The following is a 17,237-nucleotide window of genomic DNA, read 5'->3' as shown; positions in this document are numbered from 1 at the left end:
TTCACTGCTTTTGATCTGCCTTTAACACTTGTATCAGCTCGTCTAACACCACTTCACGCTGCTCTCCTGTTTCCGCATCTTTTACATTGATTTTATTTTGGGCAAGCTCATCTTCCCCTAAAATCGCAATAAAACGTGCGCCGAGACGGTCAGCCGTTTTGAATTGGCCCTTCATCTTTTTATTTTCATAATCGATTTCACTTGAGATGCCCGCTTCTCTCAGTTTGTACACGAGGGAAACGGAATAATCCTTCGCTTTTTCTCCGAGCGTCACGATGTAGCAGTCAATCCCCTGATTGACGGGAAGGTCTGTTTTCTCAGCGTCAATGGCTGCCAGCAGACGTTCGATGCTCATCGCAAATCCGATACCCGGCGCTTCGGGACCGCCGATCTGTTCAACAAGCCCGTCATAGCGGCCCCCGCCGGCAAGGGTTGTAATCGCTCCGAATCCTTCGGCATTGCTCATAATTTCAAAAGCGGTATGGTTATAATAATCAAGCCCTCTGACAAGGTTCGGATCTATTTCGAACGGGATGCCGAGATCGTTTAAATATTGTTTTACCTTCTCAAAATAAGCGGCTGATTCTTCATTTAAGTAATCAAGAATGGACGGAGCCGTTTTCATCAGTTCATGCTCTCTGTCTTTCTTGCAGTCAAGAATTCTGAGCGGGTTTGTGTGCAGACGCGACTGGCAGTCTGAGCAAAATTCTCCGATGCGCGGTTCAAAATGTTTGACGAGCGCTTCCCGGTAGGATTTGCGGCTCTCCTGGTCACCAAGGCTGTTCAGCACAAGCTTGACATGTTTCAAACCGGCTTTACGGTAAATACTCATCGCAAGCGCAATGACTTCTGCATCCACGGCCGGATCTTTGGAGCCGATCGCTTCAATTCCGAATTGATAAAATTGGCGGAAACGCCCTGTCTGCGGACGTTCGTAACGGAACATCGGTCCGACATAATAAAGCTTCGTCGGCTGCACCGGGTTCGCAAATAATTTATTTTCATTGAACGCGCGGACTGCGGCGGCTGTTCCTTCCGGCCGAAGCGTCAGGCTTCTCCCTTTACGGTCTTCAAACGTGTACATTTCTTTCTGCACGATATCTGTAGACTCACCGACGCCTCTTGCGAATAATTCCGTATGCTCGAAGATCGGCGTGCGGATTTCTTTATATTGATAAGTGCGGCACGTCTCCCTCATAATTTGTTCGACGAACTGCCATCTGTCTGATTCACCCGGCAGTATGTCCTGTGTGCCTCTTGGAATGTGATATGCCATGTTACAGGCCTCCTTAATGTCTTTCTTCAAATAAAAAAACTCCCGCTCCTACTATACATGTATAGTAGGGACGAGAGTTATACCCGTGGTGCCACCCTAGTTGGAATGCCGAAGCATCCCCGCTCTGACCTTTAACGCAGGTTCACGTCCGCTGCCTAATGACTTGCAAAAGCGTTCAGCAGGGAACCTCCGGAGTGTTGTTTCGAGAAAGATGCAGTGCGGATCCGCTTTCAGCCCGGGACGGTTCCTCTCTTCTCCATGCATTCTGACCTACTCTTCTCCATTATCGGTTCAAAATCGTTATCATGACTTATGTACATCAATTTCTATTATAATAATGGGATTGCACTCCCCTGTCAAGTTTTATTCCGTCTGTTTTTCCTTGCGACCGCTTCTTTCGATAAGAGACCGAACTCCGTCGACGTCTCTTCTAGAAAACCCGCCTTTTCTCTATCGCTCTGATCACTGAAGTGCAGATTTCCTTCCGCATCGTGCAGCGCGCGTCCCATTTTTGGTTGATATTTCATGATTTGCACACCTTTTCGCTGTATTTATGACTAGTATAAACAAACCATTTTATTTTTATTTAACATTCAGCAAGGAAAATACGATATTATACAAGAATGTATTTTAGTTAGTTCAGAAAGGAGGACAGCCATGAAGAAGAGAACTCTTGCTCTTATTTTATGCGGCGTCATCATCACAGCGCTTCTTCCGTCATTTCACACCGCAATCGCCGCAGAGGGAGAAGCTGTCATCGCGACAGACAAGATCAATGTCAGAGGCGGTCCCGGCCTGAGCTACGGAATAAAGGCTGAAGTAAAAAAAGGGGAAAGATACCCGATCACTAAAGAAGAGGGAGACTGGGTACAGCTTCAGCTGAGCCCCGGTAAAACCGGATGGGTCGTTTCCTGGCTGATATCAAAAACAGCCGGGGGAGCAGACAATTCATCCGCAACAAGCGGAACGGTCACTTCCACCGATCCTGACCTCCGCATCAGAAAAGGCCCGGGGACATCGTATGAAGTCATCGGCAAACTTCCGCAAGGCGCGCATGCATCCGTGCTGGACAAGAACAGCGGATGGGTGAACATTTCTTATCAAGGCACAACCGGGTGGGTTTCTTCCGAATACGTCACCGCGGACAGCGGCGGATCGAATACGAAAGCAACTTCGGCCCGAAGCGGGTCAAAAAACGGGACGGTCGGCGTTTCTTCATTGAATGTCAGAAGTGCAGCATCACATGATTCAGCGATTATGACTAAATTATCACGCGGAACAAAGGTTTCCATCTTAAGTGAAGACCACGGCTGGCTGAAAATTGAAGCAAACGGGCAAAAAGGCTGGGCAGCAAGCCACTACATCATAAAGGATTCTGACTCATCGGACAGCGCATCGGGCTCAGGAGACGGTTCTGCGGGCTCAGGCTCCTCAAAAAAAGCGTATATTGTTTACGGCGGCACCAACTTAAGGAGCTCGGCCTCGACTTCCGCTTCTATCGTAAAAAGAGCAGATAAAGGCGCAGCCTACCCGATTGTCGGCTCAAGCGGCAAATGGTATGAAGTCCGGCTTGAGAACGGACAAACCGCATATGTGGCAGACTGGGTCGTACAAACGTCAAAAAGCGGTGAGGAAACAGGCGAAGCACCTTCTCCCAACACGTCAGGCGGCAGCGGCTCACTTAAAAACAAAACGATCGTCGTTGATCCCGGACACGGAGGAAAAGACAGCGGAACGATCGGCTACTCCGGAAAGTTTGAAAAAAACGTAACGATTAAAACAGCTAAGCTGCTGGCCCAAAAATTGAGAGCGGCCGGTGCAAATGTGTATATCACCAGACAGGATGATACATTTATCAGCCTGCAGGCCAGGGTTTCAACCTCCCATTACCGGAATGCGGATGCCTTTATCAGCATCCACTATGACAGCTATGCCGATACGTCAACGCGGGGAAGTACGGCTTATTATTACAGTCCGTCTAAGGACCGCCAGCTTGCCTCAGACGTCCATTCTGAAGTAGTGAAGCGTTCCCCTATTCCTGATCGCGGCGTTCTGTTTGGCGATTATTACGTCCTGAGGGAAAATAAACGGCCTGCCATGCTGTATGAGCTCGGCTATCTCAGTCAACCGCAAGAAGAAACAATCATACATAGCGGCTCTTACCAGGAAAAAGTGACAGACGGAATTGAAAGCGGATTGGAACATTATTTTCAATCATAAAAAAAGCTGCCGAACGGCAGCTTTTTTATTGTTTAGAATCCATAATCAATGTAATCGGCCCGGAATTCGTCAGCTGAACATCCATCATGGCTCCGAATATTCCGGTTTCCACTTTGACTCCTTTTTCCCGAAGGAGTTCGTTCCACTTTTCATAAAGGAGCACAGCCTGATCCGGTTTAGCCGCATTCATAAAATTCGGGCGTCTCCCTTTCTTCGTTTCGCCGTAAAGCGTAAACTGGGAAACGGATAAAATCTCCCCGCCCGTATCCAAAAGCGATAAATTCATCTTGCCGCTTTCATCATCAAAAATCCGAAGATTCACGATTTTATCCGCCAAGTAAGCGGCATCTTCTTCTGTATCTTCATGAGTGATGCCGACAAGCGCCATAATACCGGGTCCGATCCGGCCGGCGACAGCGCCGTCAACCGTCACACTCGCTTCTGTTACACGCTGAACAACTAATTTCATAGCAAGCTCCTTTTAGTTCATTACCCGGCGGACTGAATAGATGTCTCTGATCTGTTTAATCCGCTCGACCACTTTGTGCAGATGATTGATGTTTTGAATAAAAATCGCCATATGAATCGTAGCAACTTTATTGCGGTCGGATTTGCCGGAGACAGAGGAGATGTTGGTTTTCGTTTCATTTACGGCTTGGAGCACCTCATTTAAAAGCCCGAGACGGTCATACCCCAAAATCTCAATCTCAACGTTATATTCTTTGCGCCTTTGAACCTGTGATTCATGCTCCCATTCAACGGGGATCAGACGTTCCTGCGCTTCATTCGTTTTGACGTTCGGACAGTCATCCCGGTGAACGGATACACCGCGCCCTTTTGTAATAAAACCGACAATATGGTCGCCAGGCACCGGGTTGCAGCATTTCGACAAGCGGACGAGAAGGTTGTCAATGCCTTTTACGCGCACACCCGCTTCCCGTTTTCTCCCTTGCGGATAATGTTTCGGCTCGGAAGTGACTTCCTGAACGATTTTTTCCTGCTCTTCCTGGTCACGCAGCTTCCGTTCTTTTTCGGTGAGCCTGTTGGCCACCTGAAGAGCGGTAATGCCGTTATACCCGACCGCCGCGTACATATCCTCTTCATTTGAGAAATTGAACTTGTCGGCAACTTTTTGAAGATTTTCAAGCGTTAAAACATCCTTCACTTCAAAATCAAGGTTTTTAATTTCTTTCTCGACAAGTTCACGGCCTTTTTCGACGTTTTCTTCACGGCGCTGTTTCTTAAAGAACTGACGGATTTTGTGTTTGGCCTGCGACGTCTGAGCGAGTTTGACCCAGTCTTGGCTCGGTCCGTACGAATGCTTGGACGTCAGGATTTCAACGATGTCGCCCGTCCGGAGCTTATGGTCAAGCGTCACCATTTTTCCGTTCACTTTCGCCCCGATTGTTTTGTTGCCGATCTCCGAATGGATCCTGTAGGAAAAATCAATCGGCACAGAGCCTGACGGCAGTTCAATGACATCGCCTTTTGGCGTAAATACGTATACCATGTCAGAAAACAGATCGATTTTCAGCGATTCCATAAATTCTTCCGCATCGGTAGACTCGTTTTGGAATTCCAGAATTTCACGGAACCAGGACAGTTTTTTCTCAAATGTCGCTTCTTCGTTTGCAGCCTTGCCTTCTTTATATGCCCAGTGTGCGGCCACCCCGTATTCAGCGATCTCATGCATCTCAAACGTTCTGATCTGCACTTCCAGCGGATCGCCTTTAGGCCCGATTACGGTCGTATGCAGAGACTGATACATATTCGGCTTAGGCATCGCAATATAATCTTTGAATCTGCCCGGCATCGGCTTCCAGCACGTATGAATAATGCCGAGTACGGCGTAGCAGTCTTTAATGCTTCCGACAAGAATACGGACGGCGAGCAGATCATATATTTCATTGAACTGTTTATTTTGCAGCGCCATCTTGCGGTAAATGCTGTAGATGTGCTTCGGACGTCCTGAAAAGTCCGCTTTAATATTCACTTCTTCAACGCGTTTTTTCACTTCATTGACAACCTCTTCGACATAAAGTTCGCGTTCCGCGCGCTTTTTCTTCATGAGGTTGACGATTCTGTAATATTGCTGAGGATTCAAATAACGGAGAGCGGTGTCTTCCAGCTCCCATTTGATCTTAGAAATCCCGAGCCGATGGGCCAGCGGAGCGAAAATCTCCAGCGTCTCATTTGAAATTCTCCGCTGCTTTTCCTGCGGAAGATGCTTTAACGTCCGCATATTGTGAAGGCGATCCGCCAGCTTGATCAATATGACTCTGATATCCTGAGCCATAGCGACAAACATTTTTCGATGGTTTTCCGCCTGCTGCTCCTCTTGAGATTTATACTTAATTTTACCGAGCTTCGTCACGCCGTCGACAAGCATCGCCACTTCTTCAGAAAATGCTTCCTTCAGGTCGTCGAGGGTGACATCCGTGTCCTCCACCACGTCATGCAGAAATCCGCCCGCAATTGTGGAAGGGTCCATTTCCAGATCGACGAGGATCCCCGCCACCTGAATCGGATGAATGATGTACGGCTCACCTGATTTGCGGTACTGTTCGCGATGCGCGTCTTGCGCATACAGGTAAGCTTTCTCAACAAACGCAATCTGCTCCTCCGGCAGATAAGTGCGCGCTTTATCTATTACTTGCTCGGCAGTCAATACTTGTTCGTTCGCCATGGAATCACCTTTTTTAAATGTAAACTGTATTAGTTTATTATCAAGAAAAAAACGAGAGATGTAAAGGGCAGAAGTTCAAAACACCTAAAGAATCTGTCAGGATGATGAAATAATAGGAAAAAAGCACCCTGACACGAGTGCTTTTTTCCATATGCGGTTAATATTTCATTAATGTTAAAATATCGTAATCGTCAAGCTTGTCTCTGCCGTCAAGGTAAGAAAGCTCGATTAAGAATGCAATACCGGCTACGACGCCGCCCAGTTCTTCGACAAGCTTAATCGTTGCTTCGATCGTGCCGCCTGTTGCAAGCAAGTCATCAGTAATCAGCACGCGCTGTCCCGGCAGGATCGCATCTTTATGAATCGTCAGTACGTCTTTTCCGTACTCCAAACCGTAATCGACTTTAATGACCTCACGCGGAAGTTTTCCTTCTTTCCGAACCGGGGCAAAGCCGACTCCGAGCGCGTATGCAACCGGACAGCCGATAATAAAGCCGCGCGCTTCAGGCCCGACAACTAAATCAATTTCTTTTTCTTTTGCATATTCAACAATTTGGTCAGTGGCGTAACGGTATACGTCGCCTTTGTCCATCAATGTCGTAATATCTTTAAATTGTACGCCTTCTTTCGGGTAATCGGGCACAATTGTTACGTATTTTTTAAGATCCATCTGTTCTATGTCCTCCTCGTACTTTCATAAACCTCTGAACCTTGGTTCATCAGCTTATTCAGCCATTCCTTCAGCTCATGGGCTGCGGAATAATTGAGCTTCTGGTCTAATTCCATCAGCTGCTGTTTTACCTGATAGGTTTGCGAATCTGCCAGGTCGCGTTTTTTCGCGCCGCTCACGACAGACAGCACACCATCTTCTATTTTAACAAAACCGAGATCAAAAAACACCTTTGTCATGAAATTGATTGTGTCAATTGACCATCCTCTGTGTCTCGCAAGCTCTGAACCATGCTTGCCGAAGTCAAAAGCGCCCCTTTTCAAGAGAAATGCGTAAAACCACTTGAAATCATTCCGCGATGGAAATGAGGACAGGAAATGTTCTTCATGATTGATAAAAACAAAATAAATCCGTTCCGGCTTCTTTCCGTCAAGCAAATGCTGCAGGCGATCCGCTGACGGCGGCACATCCAGAAAAACGGCATATTTTCCGTCAAGCTGGAGGGCTTCCGCCTCGGATTCCGAAGCGATCTCGGCAAGCTCGCCCGTCAGCTCTTTTTCACGGAGCTTCTGAGCGGTTTTTTCGTTAAAGCTGATAAGCACCCGTTTTTCCTTCGGCAGCGCGGTGACCGTGTCTTCCCACGTCCGCTTGCCCCGGATATCAAAAAGCTGCCATTCCGGCACCGCAGCATCTTTAATCATCAGCTGGGGCTTCTTTCTGTTGTTCCATTCATTAATGGACATCTCGCCGACAATGGAAATCGTTGATCCGGGAACAACTCCGGCTTCCAGCTCTCCTTTGTTAAAGCCGACGCAGTCAAGGACGGCGGAATCACTTTTCACCGTCATTTTTACGTGATTTTTATTCGCTCCGATCAGGCGCACATCATCAAGCACGGCATTTTTCACCATCACATGCGGTTTAGGGTTAAGCATGCCGAACGGCGACAGCATATTCAATTCTGTAATGCTTTCAACGGTTATGTCTTCAACGCCGCAGACAAGATCAACCTCCTGAACGGGAATAAAATCCTCTTCCGTCAGGGTTTCTTCAGCCATTTGATTCAGCCTGTCCCTTAATTCCGCCACATCTTCAGCCTTCAGCGTCATTCCGGCCGCCATCGGATGCCCGCCGAAATGAGGAAGAATGTCTCTGCACTGTGAAAGGCTCGTAAAAAGGTTGAAGCCTCTGATGCTTCGCGCCGACCCTTTGGCGATTCCCTGCTCCTCATCTATCCCGAGCACAACAGCGGGCCGGTAAAAACGTTCAGCCAGCTTCGATGCGACAATACCGACGACGCCCGGATTCCAGCCGGCTTTTGCCACTACAATGGCAGACGGGTTTCCGCCTTGCTGCTGAACCATTTCAACAGCCTCTTCGGTCATGGTTTTCACCATTTTCTGCCGCTCTTTATTCAGCCGGTCAATATCCGAAGCCAGTTCCTCCGCTTCAAACTGATCTTCGGTCATCAGCAGGTGAACGGCGGGATCGGCCTGTTCTATTCTTCCGACGGCATTGAGCCTCGGTGCGACCTGAAATCCGATCGTTTCCTCATCAGCTTGTCCGATATCTCCGCCGGAAAGCTTAATCAGAGCTTTGAGGCCCGGCCGATTTGTCGTCCGAAGCCTTTCAATTCCGAGTGACGCAATTAATCTGTTTTCATCATGAAGAGGCACCAGATCTGCAACCGTACCGATTGCCGCCAAGTCCAGCATAGCTTCCGGCAAAGAACCCGTAAGCGCGTGGGCAAGCTTAAACGCCACACCGACGCCGGCCAATTCTTTAAACGGATAGCCGCATCCCGGCTGCTTCGGGTGGATGATCGCAAATACGTCAGGAAGCTCGGGTCCCGGCTCATGGTGGTCGGTAATAATGACGTCTAAGCCCAGCTCTTTTGCGACTTCAGCTTCATGGACGGCGGCGATTCCCGTATCCACTGTAATGATCAGCGAAAATCCCCGCTCTTTTATGGAGCGGAAAGCTTGTTCATTCGGGCCGTAGCCTTCTGTAAAACGGTCGGGAATATAAAAGTCAACGTCCGCCGACAGCTGTCTGAGTGCCGTCAGCATCACTGACGTGCTTGTAACGCCGTCCGCATCGTAATCTCCGTAAATCATAATCGGTTCCCCTTGAGAAACCGCCAGTTTTATCCGATCAACTGCTTCCCGCATTCCCTTTAATTCATACGGGTCATAAAAGTCTGCATCCTTTGTATGTAAAAACAGCCTTGCGCTTTCGGCAGTATCAAAACCTCTTTTTACAAGCAGTGATGCCACAAGAGGTGTTATGTCCAATTGTTCTGTGAGTGATTTGACTTTTTCCTGATCCGGCTGCTGGATTTCCCAGCGCATTTTTGACGCTAACATAAATTCACCCCTCAACCACCCTATTATACTAGAGCGGACTGAGGGGTTTCAAATGTTATTCTGATCCTTTTTTCTCTTCAAGCATTTCTTCCGGCGGCGCGGCTGTTTTTTGGCCGTCCGATTCAGTCGTCAATTCAGCCGCAGATCTGTTTTCTTTCCGCAGCATTTTAATTTCGCGCTTCAGTTTCATCACTTGAAAGATACCGGCTGAAAACACGATCAGCGCTCCCATTAACACAGAGCCTAAAATGACTAAAATCAGCGGCCACTCAGCGGTTCCGAACAGATAATCAACCTCAACCGCCCGCACGTTAATGACAGCAAAGATGGCGACAATCAAAGTAAATAGTAAAGCGAATATAATAGTCCATTGTTTATTCATGCGTCTGCCCCCAATTGTTCATTCTTATCTTTTCCCCCATTTTCCCGGGAGTAAACCCCGGTCTCAGGAAATCCGGGCCGTTAACTGCTCGCGGACCAGCTTTTTCAGTCCGCTTCTTTCACCCGATATGACGAGGGTGTCCCCTTCTTCAATTACGGTATCAATGCCGGGGCTCAGCTGTTTTTGCCGGTTTTTCTTTACGATCGCAATAATCTGGACGTTGTAATGTTTTTTGATCTCCAAATCTCCGATTGTACGGCTGACAGCCGGTGCATGAGATTCGGCTTTAAACCACTCAATGACGAGGTCATCAAGCGCGACTTCCACAGATTCCAGCGCTTTCGGATTATACGTCATCCCGCCTAAAATAGCGGAAATCTGCCTCGCCTCTTCGTCGTTAAATTCAACGGATGCCAAGCATTCGTCATAATCATTCTCATCGAAGTAATAGAGCTCTTTTCTGCCGTCATCATGAAGAATAATACTGATTTTATCGTGATTTTTCGTAATGACTTCTACTTTCTGGCCGATGCCCGGAAGCTCCGACTCACGAACGTTCATAAGAACCCTCCTACATGTTTTTACAATGATGATTGATTATGTAAGCGTATGTCATTATAGCAAATGCAGGTTTTAAGTTCAATGCGGCCTAAAAAAACAGGCTGCCTTCCGGAAGACAGCCTGTTTCCTTTTACTCTTCGATTGATTTTTTCCCTTTAAATTCTTTTCCTTTCCATACAAGCCACAGCTGCGCGGCGATGTAAAGAGAGGAATAAACGCCCGTCAATAAACCGACCAATAAGGCGACGGAGAAGTTTGTAATTGACGATGAGCCCAAAATGAGCAGCACGACGACCACAATCACAACGGTCAAGACCGTATTGATCGAACGTGTAAAGGTTTGCTGCAAACTCAGATTCACGATGTGTTCCAGATCGGCAAATGACTTCGGCTTGCGTTTTTTCATCTGCTCGCGTATCCGGTCAAATGTAACGATCGTATCATTTATCGAGTAACCGATTATGGTGAGAATAGCGGCGATAAAGGTTACGTCAACCTCCAGCCTTGTAATGCTGAAAAACGCGACGATAAAGAAAGCGTCATACAGCAGGGATACAATCGCGGCGATTGCCATTCTGTACTCGAAACGGATTGACACGTAAATAATGATGCCGATTGATGCAATTGCCACGGCATATAAAGCATTACGGGCCAGTTCTTTTCCGACTGTCGGCGATACCGTGCTGACGTTCGGTTCAGATCCGTATTTGTCCTTAAAGTACGTTTTGATTTCAGCGATCTTTTCTTTAGATGGCTCTCCGACAAACCGGGCTGCGGCAACATGGTTCTCTTTACCCGAGAGCACGATGTTTTCCGGATCCATGCCGAGAGAGTCAAAGTCTTTTTCAACCTGCTGCGCCGTCAATGCATGATTGCTCTGCACGTCAATCCGCGCACCGCTTGCAAAATCGATTCCCAGGTTGAGCTTAAAGACCAGCAAGATGATAATTCCCGCAATGGTTACAGCGCTTGAGAAAATAAAGAAATATTTTCGCTTGCTCGTGAAATCCCATTTTTGGAATGCCGTATGCGGTTCAGTATTTTCATCCGTTTTTTGAATGTCCATAATATGTTTTTTCTTGACGCCGAACCAGCCTTTTTTCCGGTCAAGCCATCTGCTTTCCACAAGAAGGGCGAGCAGGAATCTTGAAAGGAAGACAGCTGTAATAAAGCTTGTCAGTATTGACAGAATCAGCATCGTCGCAAACCCTTTTACAGAGCTTGTCCCGAAAATAAAGAGCACGACCGCTGCGATGATCGTTGTGATGTTCGCATCAAAGATCGTCGCAAATGACCGTCTGTTCCCTGAACGGAAAGCTGAGCGGACGGATTTGCCGAGTTTCAGTTCTTCTTTTATCCGTTCATAGGTGATGATGTTGGCGTCAACCGCCATCCCGACACCCAAAATGAGCGCCGCAATACCCGGAAGCGTCAGCACCGCCTGCATCCAGTCAAACACTTGAAGCGTAATATACACGTATACAGAAAGCGTAATGACCGCTATGAGTCCAGGCAGTCTGTAATAAAGCAGCATAAATAAGAAAACAATTGCAATACCGATGATGCCGGCCTCTACCGTATCATGCAAAGCCTGCTGTCCGAATTGCGCCCCTACTGAAGTAGAGTATTTTTCGGTCAGTTTCACAGGCAGCGCGCCCGCGTTTAAAATATTGGCCAAGTCCTTCGCTTTTTGAACGGTGAACTGACCTTCAATCGTGACATCCTTCGTGTTTAATTCCTGGCTCACATTCGGAGCGGATACATATTTCGGATGTTTTTTGCCGACTTCTTTTTTAAATGAATCGCCCTTTTGGTAATCAAGCCAGATCACAAGCTGATTATTAGGGGCCATTTTCTTGACTTTTTTCGTCACTTCTCCGAACTTATCCGCATCCTTCAGCTTAACGCTGACAATCGGTTCGTTCGTCGTCGGATCAAAGGTTTGCTTCGCGCCGTTTTCCACGAGATCAGAGCCGTTTAACAGCTCTTTATCATTCGTATCCCTGAACGAGAGCTGCGCTTCCGTTGACAGAATTTCGCGCGCCCTGTTCTGATTCGTGACGCCCGCCAGCTGAACGCGTATGCGGTTATTTCCTTCAATCTGAATGTTCGGCTCGCTTACGCCGAGAACGTTAGCCCGGCGGTTCAGCGCCTGCACCGTGCTGACGAGCACGTCTTTTGTGATTTTATCGCCTTTTTTGACGGGCTGCACATCGTACAGAACTTCAAACCCGCCGCGTAAATCCAATCCTAACGTAATATTATCGGCAGCCGGTTTTGTAAAATAACCCAGCCCTGTGCCGATCAATAATACGATCAGGAAAAACGCAATCAAGCGTCCTTTTTTCATTATGTATTTCCTCCTTAAACCTATGCCATCATTATCTCAGCAGTTCATCCAAAGCTTCCTGACCCTCATCGCTTTCCAGCCAATTAGACGACTTAAAAGCTTCAACGGTTGCATAGTTCATAAAATCGCCAATTTTAACTGATAAAATATTACCTGCCAATTCATGCAGCGGCAGTTCCTTTTTCTGTTTCCACTTTTTATGTATTAAGTATGACCATAAACTCTCGTGCTCAACATCATCGTATCCGAGGATTTTGAACTCTTCAAGTTTACTGTACAAGAAAGGCCGCAAATGATCTTTGTACATTTCGGCGGGATGTTTCTCCACTGGGCGCTCGCTCCTTTTTCCATTTTTCTCGAAGACTTGTCATGCTCGGACGACATCGGCGCATATCTTTATTGTATATGATTCCAGGTAGTTTGAGAAGGCAGGGGTTTATAAAATGGCAAAACAGACTTTTTTAAGGGGCACTCTTATTCTCATTGCAGCCGGGATGATTACGAGAATGCTCGGCTTTGTCAACCGGGTGGTTATCGCCCGGTTTATCGGTGAAGAAGGGGTCGGTTTATACATGATGGCTGCCCCGACATTTTTCTTGGCCACCACTTTGACTCAATTCGGCCTCCCCGTTGCCATCAGCAAACTTGTCGCTGAAGCAAGCGCGCGGGGGGACCGGCAGAAAATGAAACACATTTTAGTGATGTCGCTTACCGTCACCGGGATATTAAGTCTCATCTTCACGCCGCTGTTTTTATGCTTTGCGCCGATTATGTCCGAAACGATGCTGACGGATCAGCGTACGGTTTACCCGCTGCTGGCGATTACGCCCGTCGTGCCGATTATCGCGATATCCAGCGTGCTGCGCGGTTACTTTCAGGGCAGGCAGAATATGAACCCGCTGGCGTTTTCCCAAGTGCTTGAGCAGATCGTGCGGATTTCACTTGTCGCAGTCTGCACGACGGTGTTTCTGCCGTACGGGATTGAATATGCCGCAGCAGGAGCCATGATTTCGTCTGTCATCGGGGAGCTTGCCTCTCTTATTTATTTATTCATTTGTTTTAAAGCAAATAAAACAATCAGAATCAGAAAACAATTTTTCAAGTCGATCGCAAATGGAAAAGAAACCTTCCGCCAGCTGATGAGCGTGTCGCTCCCGACAACCGGAAGCCGCTTCATCGGAAATTTATCTTGGTTTTTTGAACCTATTGTCGTCGCGCAGAGCCTTGCGATTGCAGGAGTAGCCACCGCTGCCGCCACCAGCCAGTACGGAGAGCTGACCGGATTTGCCATGACGGTTTTGACGCTGCCCAGCTTTATAACCTATTCTCTGTCAACGGCGCTTGTTCCTGCGATCAGTGAAGGAATGGAGCAAAAAAAGCTGCAAGTTGTCGAATACCGTCTGGAACAGGCGATGAGGCTGTGTCTTTTAAGCGGAGGCATTTCGGTGGTTATTTTATTCTCTTTCGCTGATGAACTGATGTCCGTCATGTACGGATCAACTAATGCGGCGGTATTTGTTAAAGTGATGGCGCCGTTTTTTCTGCTTTACTATTTTCAGGGGCCCCTTCAGGCGGTGCTGCAGGCTCTCAATTTAGCCGGGGCAGCCATGATGAACAGTTTTATCGGCGCCGCTGTCAAAACCGGCCTAATTTTTGTTTTGGCGACCAGGCCTTCCTTGGGCATCATGGGCGCCGCACTTGCGATTGTAACGGGGATGGTCCTTGTCACCCTGCTGCATGCGGCCACCGTAAGCAAGGTGCTTCCGATCAGCATTAAAATAAAAGAATACGCGCTCTGTTTTGCCGTCATATTCATTTGCGGTTATGTCAGCCGCATCATCAAGCACGCCGTTCATTTTTCAGGATCAGAGGCTGTTAATCTCACAGGCTGGATTGCAATGACGGCGGCTTTGTACATTGCGCTTCTTCTGTTATTCAGGCTGATTAAAAGGGAAGAGCTGATCCGTATTCCGGTCATCGGCAAGTTCGTGACGCGGTGAAACCGATTTATGGCTCCCCTTTTTCATCTTTAAGATCAATAAAAAAAGCGCCGTCCGTAAACGTGCAGAATGATATAACCGAAAGATCGCGATATCCTCTTTTTGCTAAATTTTTTTCAAGCCAGTGTTTATCTTTCCCGATTCTGTCCAGATGCTCGTTCTGAATGACCCCGTCAACGATAAGCGATGTTTCCATCTGCTTATCCTTATTGTTTTTCTTTTTGACGATTGACAGTTTGCCCGAAGACTCCAAAATGGCGTACGACACGTCAGAGATTCTATCGATGTTATTCTCCCTCAGCTGCATAAGAAGATCGTCAAAATTGTAGCGCTGCGATCTCATCGCCCGTTCATCAATTTTTCCCTGTTTTATAATAATGGTGGGTTTTCCGTCAAGCAGCTGCCGTATTTTTTGGCTTTTGAGCGAAATAAAAGCAAGGCTTACTTGAATAATCATTAAAACGACAATCGGCACTATTGTGTGCAAAAGCTTATCTTTTACATTTTCAATTGCCAATACGGCAATCTCGGCAATCATAATGGAGACGACAAGGTCTAAAATGCTCAGTTCTCCGATTTCCCGTTTTCCCATCAGTCTGAAAATCACAAGAATGATAAAATAAAGCACAATCGTACGAAACGTAATAATGAAAATATCTTCCATATCGCACCTCCAACGGTCATAGCATTTGCCATCGGCTCTGAATTATGTAATAAACGGGCTGAACATCATGCATTTACGTCTAATTCGAACATTCAGAGAATACATTTAGAAAAAGACGGGCTCCGGCTTGTCATATATCAGGCCGCAGAGCGGAGAGGAGATAAAAATGGAAGAAACGAAACAAGTGGGAAGAGGCGTTTTGTACGGCTTAGTGGCTATTTTTGCGGTGATGCTTCTTACGAGTTTGGCGATTTCGCTTTTACTGACGGTTACCTCAATGGAAGAATCATCTTTCAGCTGGCTGATCACCGCGCTTTCTTTTCTTTCTTTATTTGCGGGAGGTTTTATATCGGGCGGCAAAGCGAAGGAAAAAGGCTGGATGATCGGAGCGTTAACCGCCGTCTGTTTTTCATTAATCATCTTGCTGTTTCAATATTTAGGGTTCGGAAAAACGTTTACATCCGGTCAGCTTTTGTTTCATCTCGGCTTTTTGGGAGTCAGTATGCTGGGCGGCATTTTCGGAGTGAATTTGAAAGGAAGCAGATCAGCGTAATAAAAAAAGAGCGGATTCTCCGCTCTTTTTTTTGTATGTATGAGCTTCGCTGTTATTCAGCGGAAGCTTCTCTGATTGCGCGGCGGTCAAATGTTAAACGGGTGTTATCACCTGTTTTAATGACGACCTTGCTTTCATCAATTGAATCAACAGTGCCGTGCAATCCTCCGATTGTCACCACTGAATCCCCTTTTTTCAGCTCTTCCTGCATCTGGCGGACGGCCTTCTGCTGCTTTTGCTGCGGACGGATGAGCAGGAAATAAAGCACTGCAAACATTAAAATAATAGGAACGATTGTGCCTAAAGTACCCATCTGTTTCCCTCCTTTCAAGAATGGTTTTATTTAGAAGCTTTTCGCATTTGGCTTATTATAGCCGTAACGCTCAAAGAACTCTTCTCGGAAATCACCAAGACGATCCTCCCGGATGGCTTGTCTGACCTGCTCCATTAAGTGTAACAGAAAATGAAGGTTATGGTAAGTTGTTAATCGAATTCCAAACGTTTCATTACAGCGGATCAAATGTCTGATGTAAGCGCGGGAGTAATTTTTGCATGTATGGCAGCTGCACTCTTCGTCAATCGGACGGAAATCACGCTCATATTTGGCGTTTTTCATATTCAGACGCCCTTCATTCGTAAACACCGTGCCGTTTCGGGCAATCCGGGTCGGCAGTACGCAGTCAAACATATCCACGCCGCGGATGGCGCCGTCAATTAAGGCATCCGGTGAACCCACACCCATTAAATATCTCGGCTTGTCCTTCGGTAAGAGCGGAGTTGTAAACTCAAGCACTCGGTTCATGACGTGCTTCGGCTCGCCGACAGATAATCCGCCTATGGCATACCCCGGAAAATCAAGCGAAACCAAGTCTTTTGCACTTTGTGTCCGCAGGTCTTCGTATTCTCCGCCCTGTACGATCCCGAACAGACCCTGCTCATCTGAGCGCCCGTGCGCCTCCAGGCAGCGTTCCGCCCAGCGGCTGGTCCGTTCCACAGAGCGTTTCATGTAATCATACTCTGCCGGATACGGCGGACACTCATCAAACGCCATCATGATATCAGAGCCGAGGGCGTTTTGAATTTCCATCGCTTTTTCCGGAGATAAAAACAGCTTGTCTCCGTTTAAGTGATTGCGGAAATGAACGCCTTCTTCTTCTATATTACGAAACTTGCTCAATGAAAAGACCTGAAAACCGCCGGAATCTGTTAAAATCGCGCGGTCCCAGTTCATAAACTTATGAAGCCCGCCCGCTTCTTTTACAATGTCGTGTCCCGGACGGAGCCATAAATGGTACGTATTGCTTAAAATAATGCCCGCATCCATAGATTTCAGCTCATCCGGAGACATCGTCTTTACCGTAGCAAGCGTGCCGACCGGCATAAATACAGGCGTCTCAAAGGAGCCGTGGGGCGTATGAACTCTGCCCAGCCGTGCTCCCGTTTGTTTGCATTCCTTTATAAATTCATAACGTATCGGTTGTTCAGCCACTTTGTATGAGGCCTCCTGTC

At 47.3% G+C, this 17,237-nt stretch carries 16 protein-coding genes and 1 other annotated feature; of the genes, 3 read left to right on the top strand and 13 right to left on the bottom strand.

Features of this window, described 5'->3' with window-relative positions:
- Position 1 precedes the first annotated feature (1 nt).
- Both hisS and G9F48_RS11600 read right to left on the bottom strand, forming a co-directional pair.
- On the bottom strand, positions 2-1,276 hold the full coding sequence (gene hisS / locus G9F48_RS11605; protein ID WP_070082158.1) for a histidine--tRNA ligase: 1,275 nt from the start codon (positions 1,274-1,276) through the stop codon (positions 2-4).
- 63 nt (positions 1,277-1,339) lie between these two features.
- Positions 1,340-1,572 (bottom strand) — a binding site (T-box leader).
- A gap of 60 nt (positions 1,573-1,632) precedes the next feature.
- A complete protein-coding gene (locus tag G9F48_RS11600) occupies positions 1,633-1,803 on the bottom strand; it encodes a YrzK family protein (protein ID WP_094247699.1) in 171 nt (56 codons plus the stop codon).
- A gap of 130 nt (positions 1,804-1,933) precedes the next feature.
- On the opposite strand from G9F48_RS11600, the gene G9F48_RS11595 reads away from it, so the two are divergent.
- Entirely contained in the window at positions 1,934-3,496 is a 1,563-nt protein-coding gene (locus tag G9F48_RS11595; RefSeq protein ID WP_165409517.1) for an SH3 domain-containing protein, read from the top strand.
- Between the two features lie 25 nt (positions 3,497-3,521).
- On the opposite strand, the gene dtd is transcribed toward G9F48_RS11595, so the two are convergent.
- The 8 genes from dtd to G9F48_RS11555 form a co-directional block, all read right to left on the bottom strand.
- Positions 3,522-3,965, bottom strand: coding sequence for a D-aminoacyl-tRNA deacylase (dtd, locus tag G9F48_RS11590; RefSeq protein WP_007408194.1), 444 nt, complete (start codon positions 3,963-3,965; stop codon positions 3,522-3,524).
- 12 nt (positions 3,966-3,977) lie between these two features.
- Positions 3,978-6,182 (bottom strand): GTP diphosphokinase, encoded by a 2,205-nt coding sequence (gene relA / locus G9F48_RS11585; RefSeq protein ID WP_060674703.1) that lies wholly within the window; start codon positions 6,180-6,182, stop codon positions 3,978-3,980.
- 157 nt (positions 6,183-6,339) lie between these two features.
- Positions 6,340-6,852, bottom strand: coding sequence for an adenine phosphoribosyltransferase (locus G9F48_RS11580; protein WP_003152714.1), 513 nt, complete (start codon positions 6,850-6,852; stop codon positions 6,340-6,342).
- A gap of 5 nt (positions 6,853-6,857) precedes the next feature.
- Positions 6,858-9,218, bottom strand: a complete 2,361-nt coding sequence (recJ, locus tag G9F48_RS11575; protein ID WP_165409516.1) for a single-stranded-DNA-specific exonuclease RecJ — start codon at positions 9,216-9,218, stop codon at positions 6,858-6,860.
- A gap of 55 nt (positions 9,219-9,273) precedes the next feature.
- A complete protein-coding gene (locus tag G9F48_RS11570; protein ID WP_165409515.1) occupies positions 9,274-9,600 on the bottom strand; it encodes a LapA family protein in 327 nt (108 codons plus the stop codon).
- A gap of 63 nt (positions 9,601-9,663) precedes the next feature.
- Positions 9,664-10,161: a cation:proton antiporter regulatory subunit gene (locus tag G9F48_RS11565; protein ID WP_165409514.1), complete on the bottom strand. Its 498-nt coding sequence runs from the start codon at positions 10,159-10,161 to the stop codon at positions 9,664-9,666.
- Between the two features lie 130 nt (positions 10,162-10,291).
- The gene (gene secDF / locus G9F48_RS11560; protein WP_156735603.1) at positions 10,292-12,511 is read right to left on the bottom strand and encodes a protein translocase subunit SecDF; all 2,220 of its coding nucleotides are present in this window, start codon (positions 12,509-12,511) and stop codon (positions 10,292-10,294) included.
- 31 nt (positions 12,512-12,542) lie between these two features.
- Complete coding sequence (locus G9F48_RS11555; protein ID WP_003152702.1) at positions 12,543-12,839, bottom strand: post-transcriptional regulator; 297 nt, start codon at positions 12,837-12,839, stop codon at positions 12,543-12,545.
- Positions 12,840-12,954: 115 nt separating this feature from the next.
- Between G9F48_RS11555 and spoVB the strand changes: the two genes are divergently transcribed.
- Positions 12,955-14,511 (top strand): stage V sporulation protein B, encoded by a 1,557-nt coding sequence (gene spoVB / locus G9F48_RS11550; RefSeq protein ID WP_070082162.1) that lies wholly within the window; start codon positions 12,955-12,957, stop codon positions 14,509-14,511.
- A 7-nt stretch (positions 14,512-14,518) separates the two neighbouring features.
- Here the strand turns inward: spoVB and G9F48_RS11545 are convergent, their stop codons facing one another.
- The gene (locus G9F48_RS11545) at positions 14,519-15,175 is read right to left on the bottom strand and encodes a DUF421 domain-containing protein (RefSeq protein ID WP_003152699.1); all 657 of its coding nucleotides are present in this window, start codon (positions 15,173-15,175) and stop codon (positions 14,519-14,521) included.
- Positions 15,176-15,341: 166 nt separating this feature from the next.
- Here G9F48_RS11545 and G9F48_RS11540 point away from each other — a divergent pair, with 166 nt between their 5' ends.
- On the top strand, positions 15,342-15,728 hold the full coding sequence (locus tag G9F48_RS11540; RefSeq protein ID WP_003152697.1) for a TIGR04086 family membrane protein: 387 nt from the start codon (positions 15,342-15,344) through the stop codon (positions 15,726-15,728).
- 52 nt (positions 15,729-15,780) lie between these two features.
- Here the strand turns inward: G9F48_RS11540 and yajC are convergent, their stop codons facing one another.
- Together yajC and tgt are read right to left on the bottom strand one after the other, a co-directional pair.
- A complete protein-coding gene (gene yajC, locus G9F48_RS11535; protein WP_003152695.1) occupies positions 15,781-16,041 on the bottom strand; it encodes a preprotein translocase subunit YajC in 261 nt (86 codons plus the stop codon).
- Positions 16,042-16,071: 30 nt separating this feature from the next.
- Entirely contained in the window at positions 16,072-17,217 is a 1,146-nt protein-coding gene (tgt, locus tag G9F48_RS11530; RefSeq protein ID WP_007408186.1) for a tRNA guanosine(34) transglycosylase Tgt, read from the bottom strand.
- Between the last annotated feature and the right edge of the window lie 20 nt (positions 17,218-17,237).

Origin of the sequence: Bacillus sp. EKM420B (assembly GCF_011065565.1) — a bacterium.
GTDB lineage: Bacteria > Bacillota > Bacilli > Bacillales > Bacillaceae > Bacillus > Bacillus velezensis.
This window is presented reverse-complemented; position numbering and strand designations above follow the sequence as displayed.

Coding starts and splice junctions, on each gene's coding strand:
- hisS (WP_070082158.1), bottom strand. CDS start 1,276: ATGGCATATCACATTCCAAGAGGCACACAGGACATACTGCCGGGTGAA.
- G9F48_RS11600 (WP_094247699.1), bottom strand. CDS start 1,803: ATGAAATATCAACCAAAAATGGGACGCGCGCTGCACGATGCGGAAGGA.
- G9F48_RS11595 (WP_165409517.1), top strand. CDS start 1,934: ATGAAGAAGAGAACTCTTGCTCTTATTTTATGCGGCGTCATCATCACA.
- dtd (WP_007408194.1), bottom strand. CDS start 3,965: ATGAAATTAGTTGTTCAGCGTGTAACAGAAGCGAGTGTGACGGTTGAC.
- relA (WP_060674703.1), bottom strand. CDS start 6,182: ATGGCGAACGAACAAGTATTGACTGCCGAGCAAGTAATAGATAAAGCG.
- G9F48_RS11580 (WP_003152714.1), bottom strand. CDS start 6,852: ATGGATCTTAAAAAATACGTAACAATTGTGCCCGATTACCCGAAAGAA.
- recJ (WP_165409516.1), bottom strand. CDS start 9,218: ATGTTAGCGTCAAAAATGCGCTGGGAAATCCAGCAGCCGGATCAGGAA.
- G9F48_RS11570 (WP_165409515.1), bottom strand. CDS start 9,600: ATGAATAAACAATGGACTATTATATTCGCTTTACTATTTACTTTGATT.
- G9F48_RS11565 (WP_165409514.1), bottom strand. CDS start 10,161: ATGAACGTTCGTGAGTCGGAGCTTCCGGGCATCGGCCAGAAAGTAGAA.
- secDF (WP_156735603.1), bottom strand. CDS start 12,511: ATGAAAAAAGGACGCTTGATTGCGTTTTTCCTGATCGTATTATTGATC.
- spoVB (WP_070082162.1), top strand. CDS start 12,955: ATGGCAAAACAGACTTTTTTAAGGGGCACTCTTATTCTCATTGCAGCC.
- G9F48_RS11545 (WP_003152699.1), bottom strand. CDS start 15,175: ATGGAAGATATTTTCATTATTACGTTTCGTACGATTGTGCTTTATTTT.
- G9F48_RS11540 (WP_003152697.1), top strand. CDS start 15,342: ATGGAAGAAACGAAACAAGTGGGAAGAGGCGTTTTGTACGGCTTAGTG.
- yajC (WP_003152695.1), bottom strand. CDS start 16,041: ATGGGTACTTTAGGCACAATCGTTCCTATTATTTTAATGTTTGCAGTG.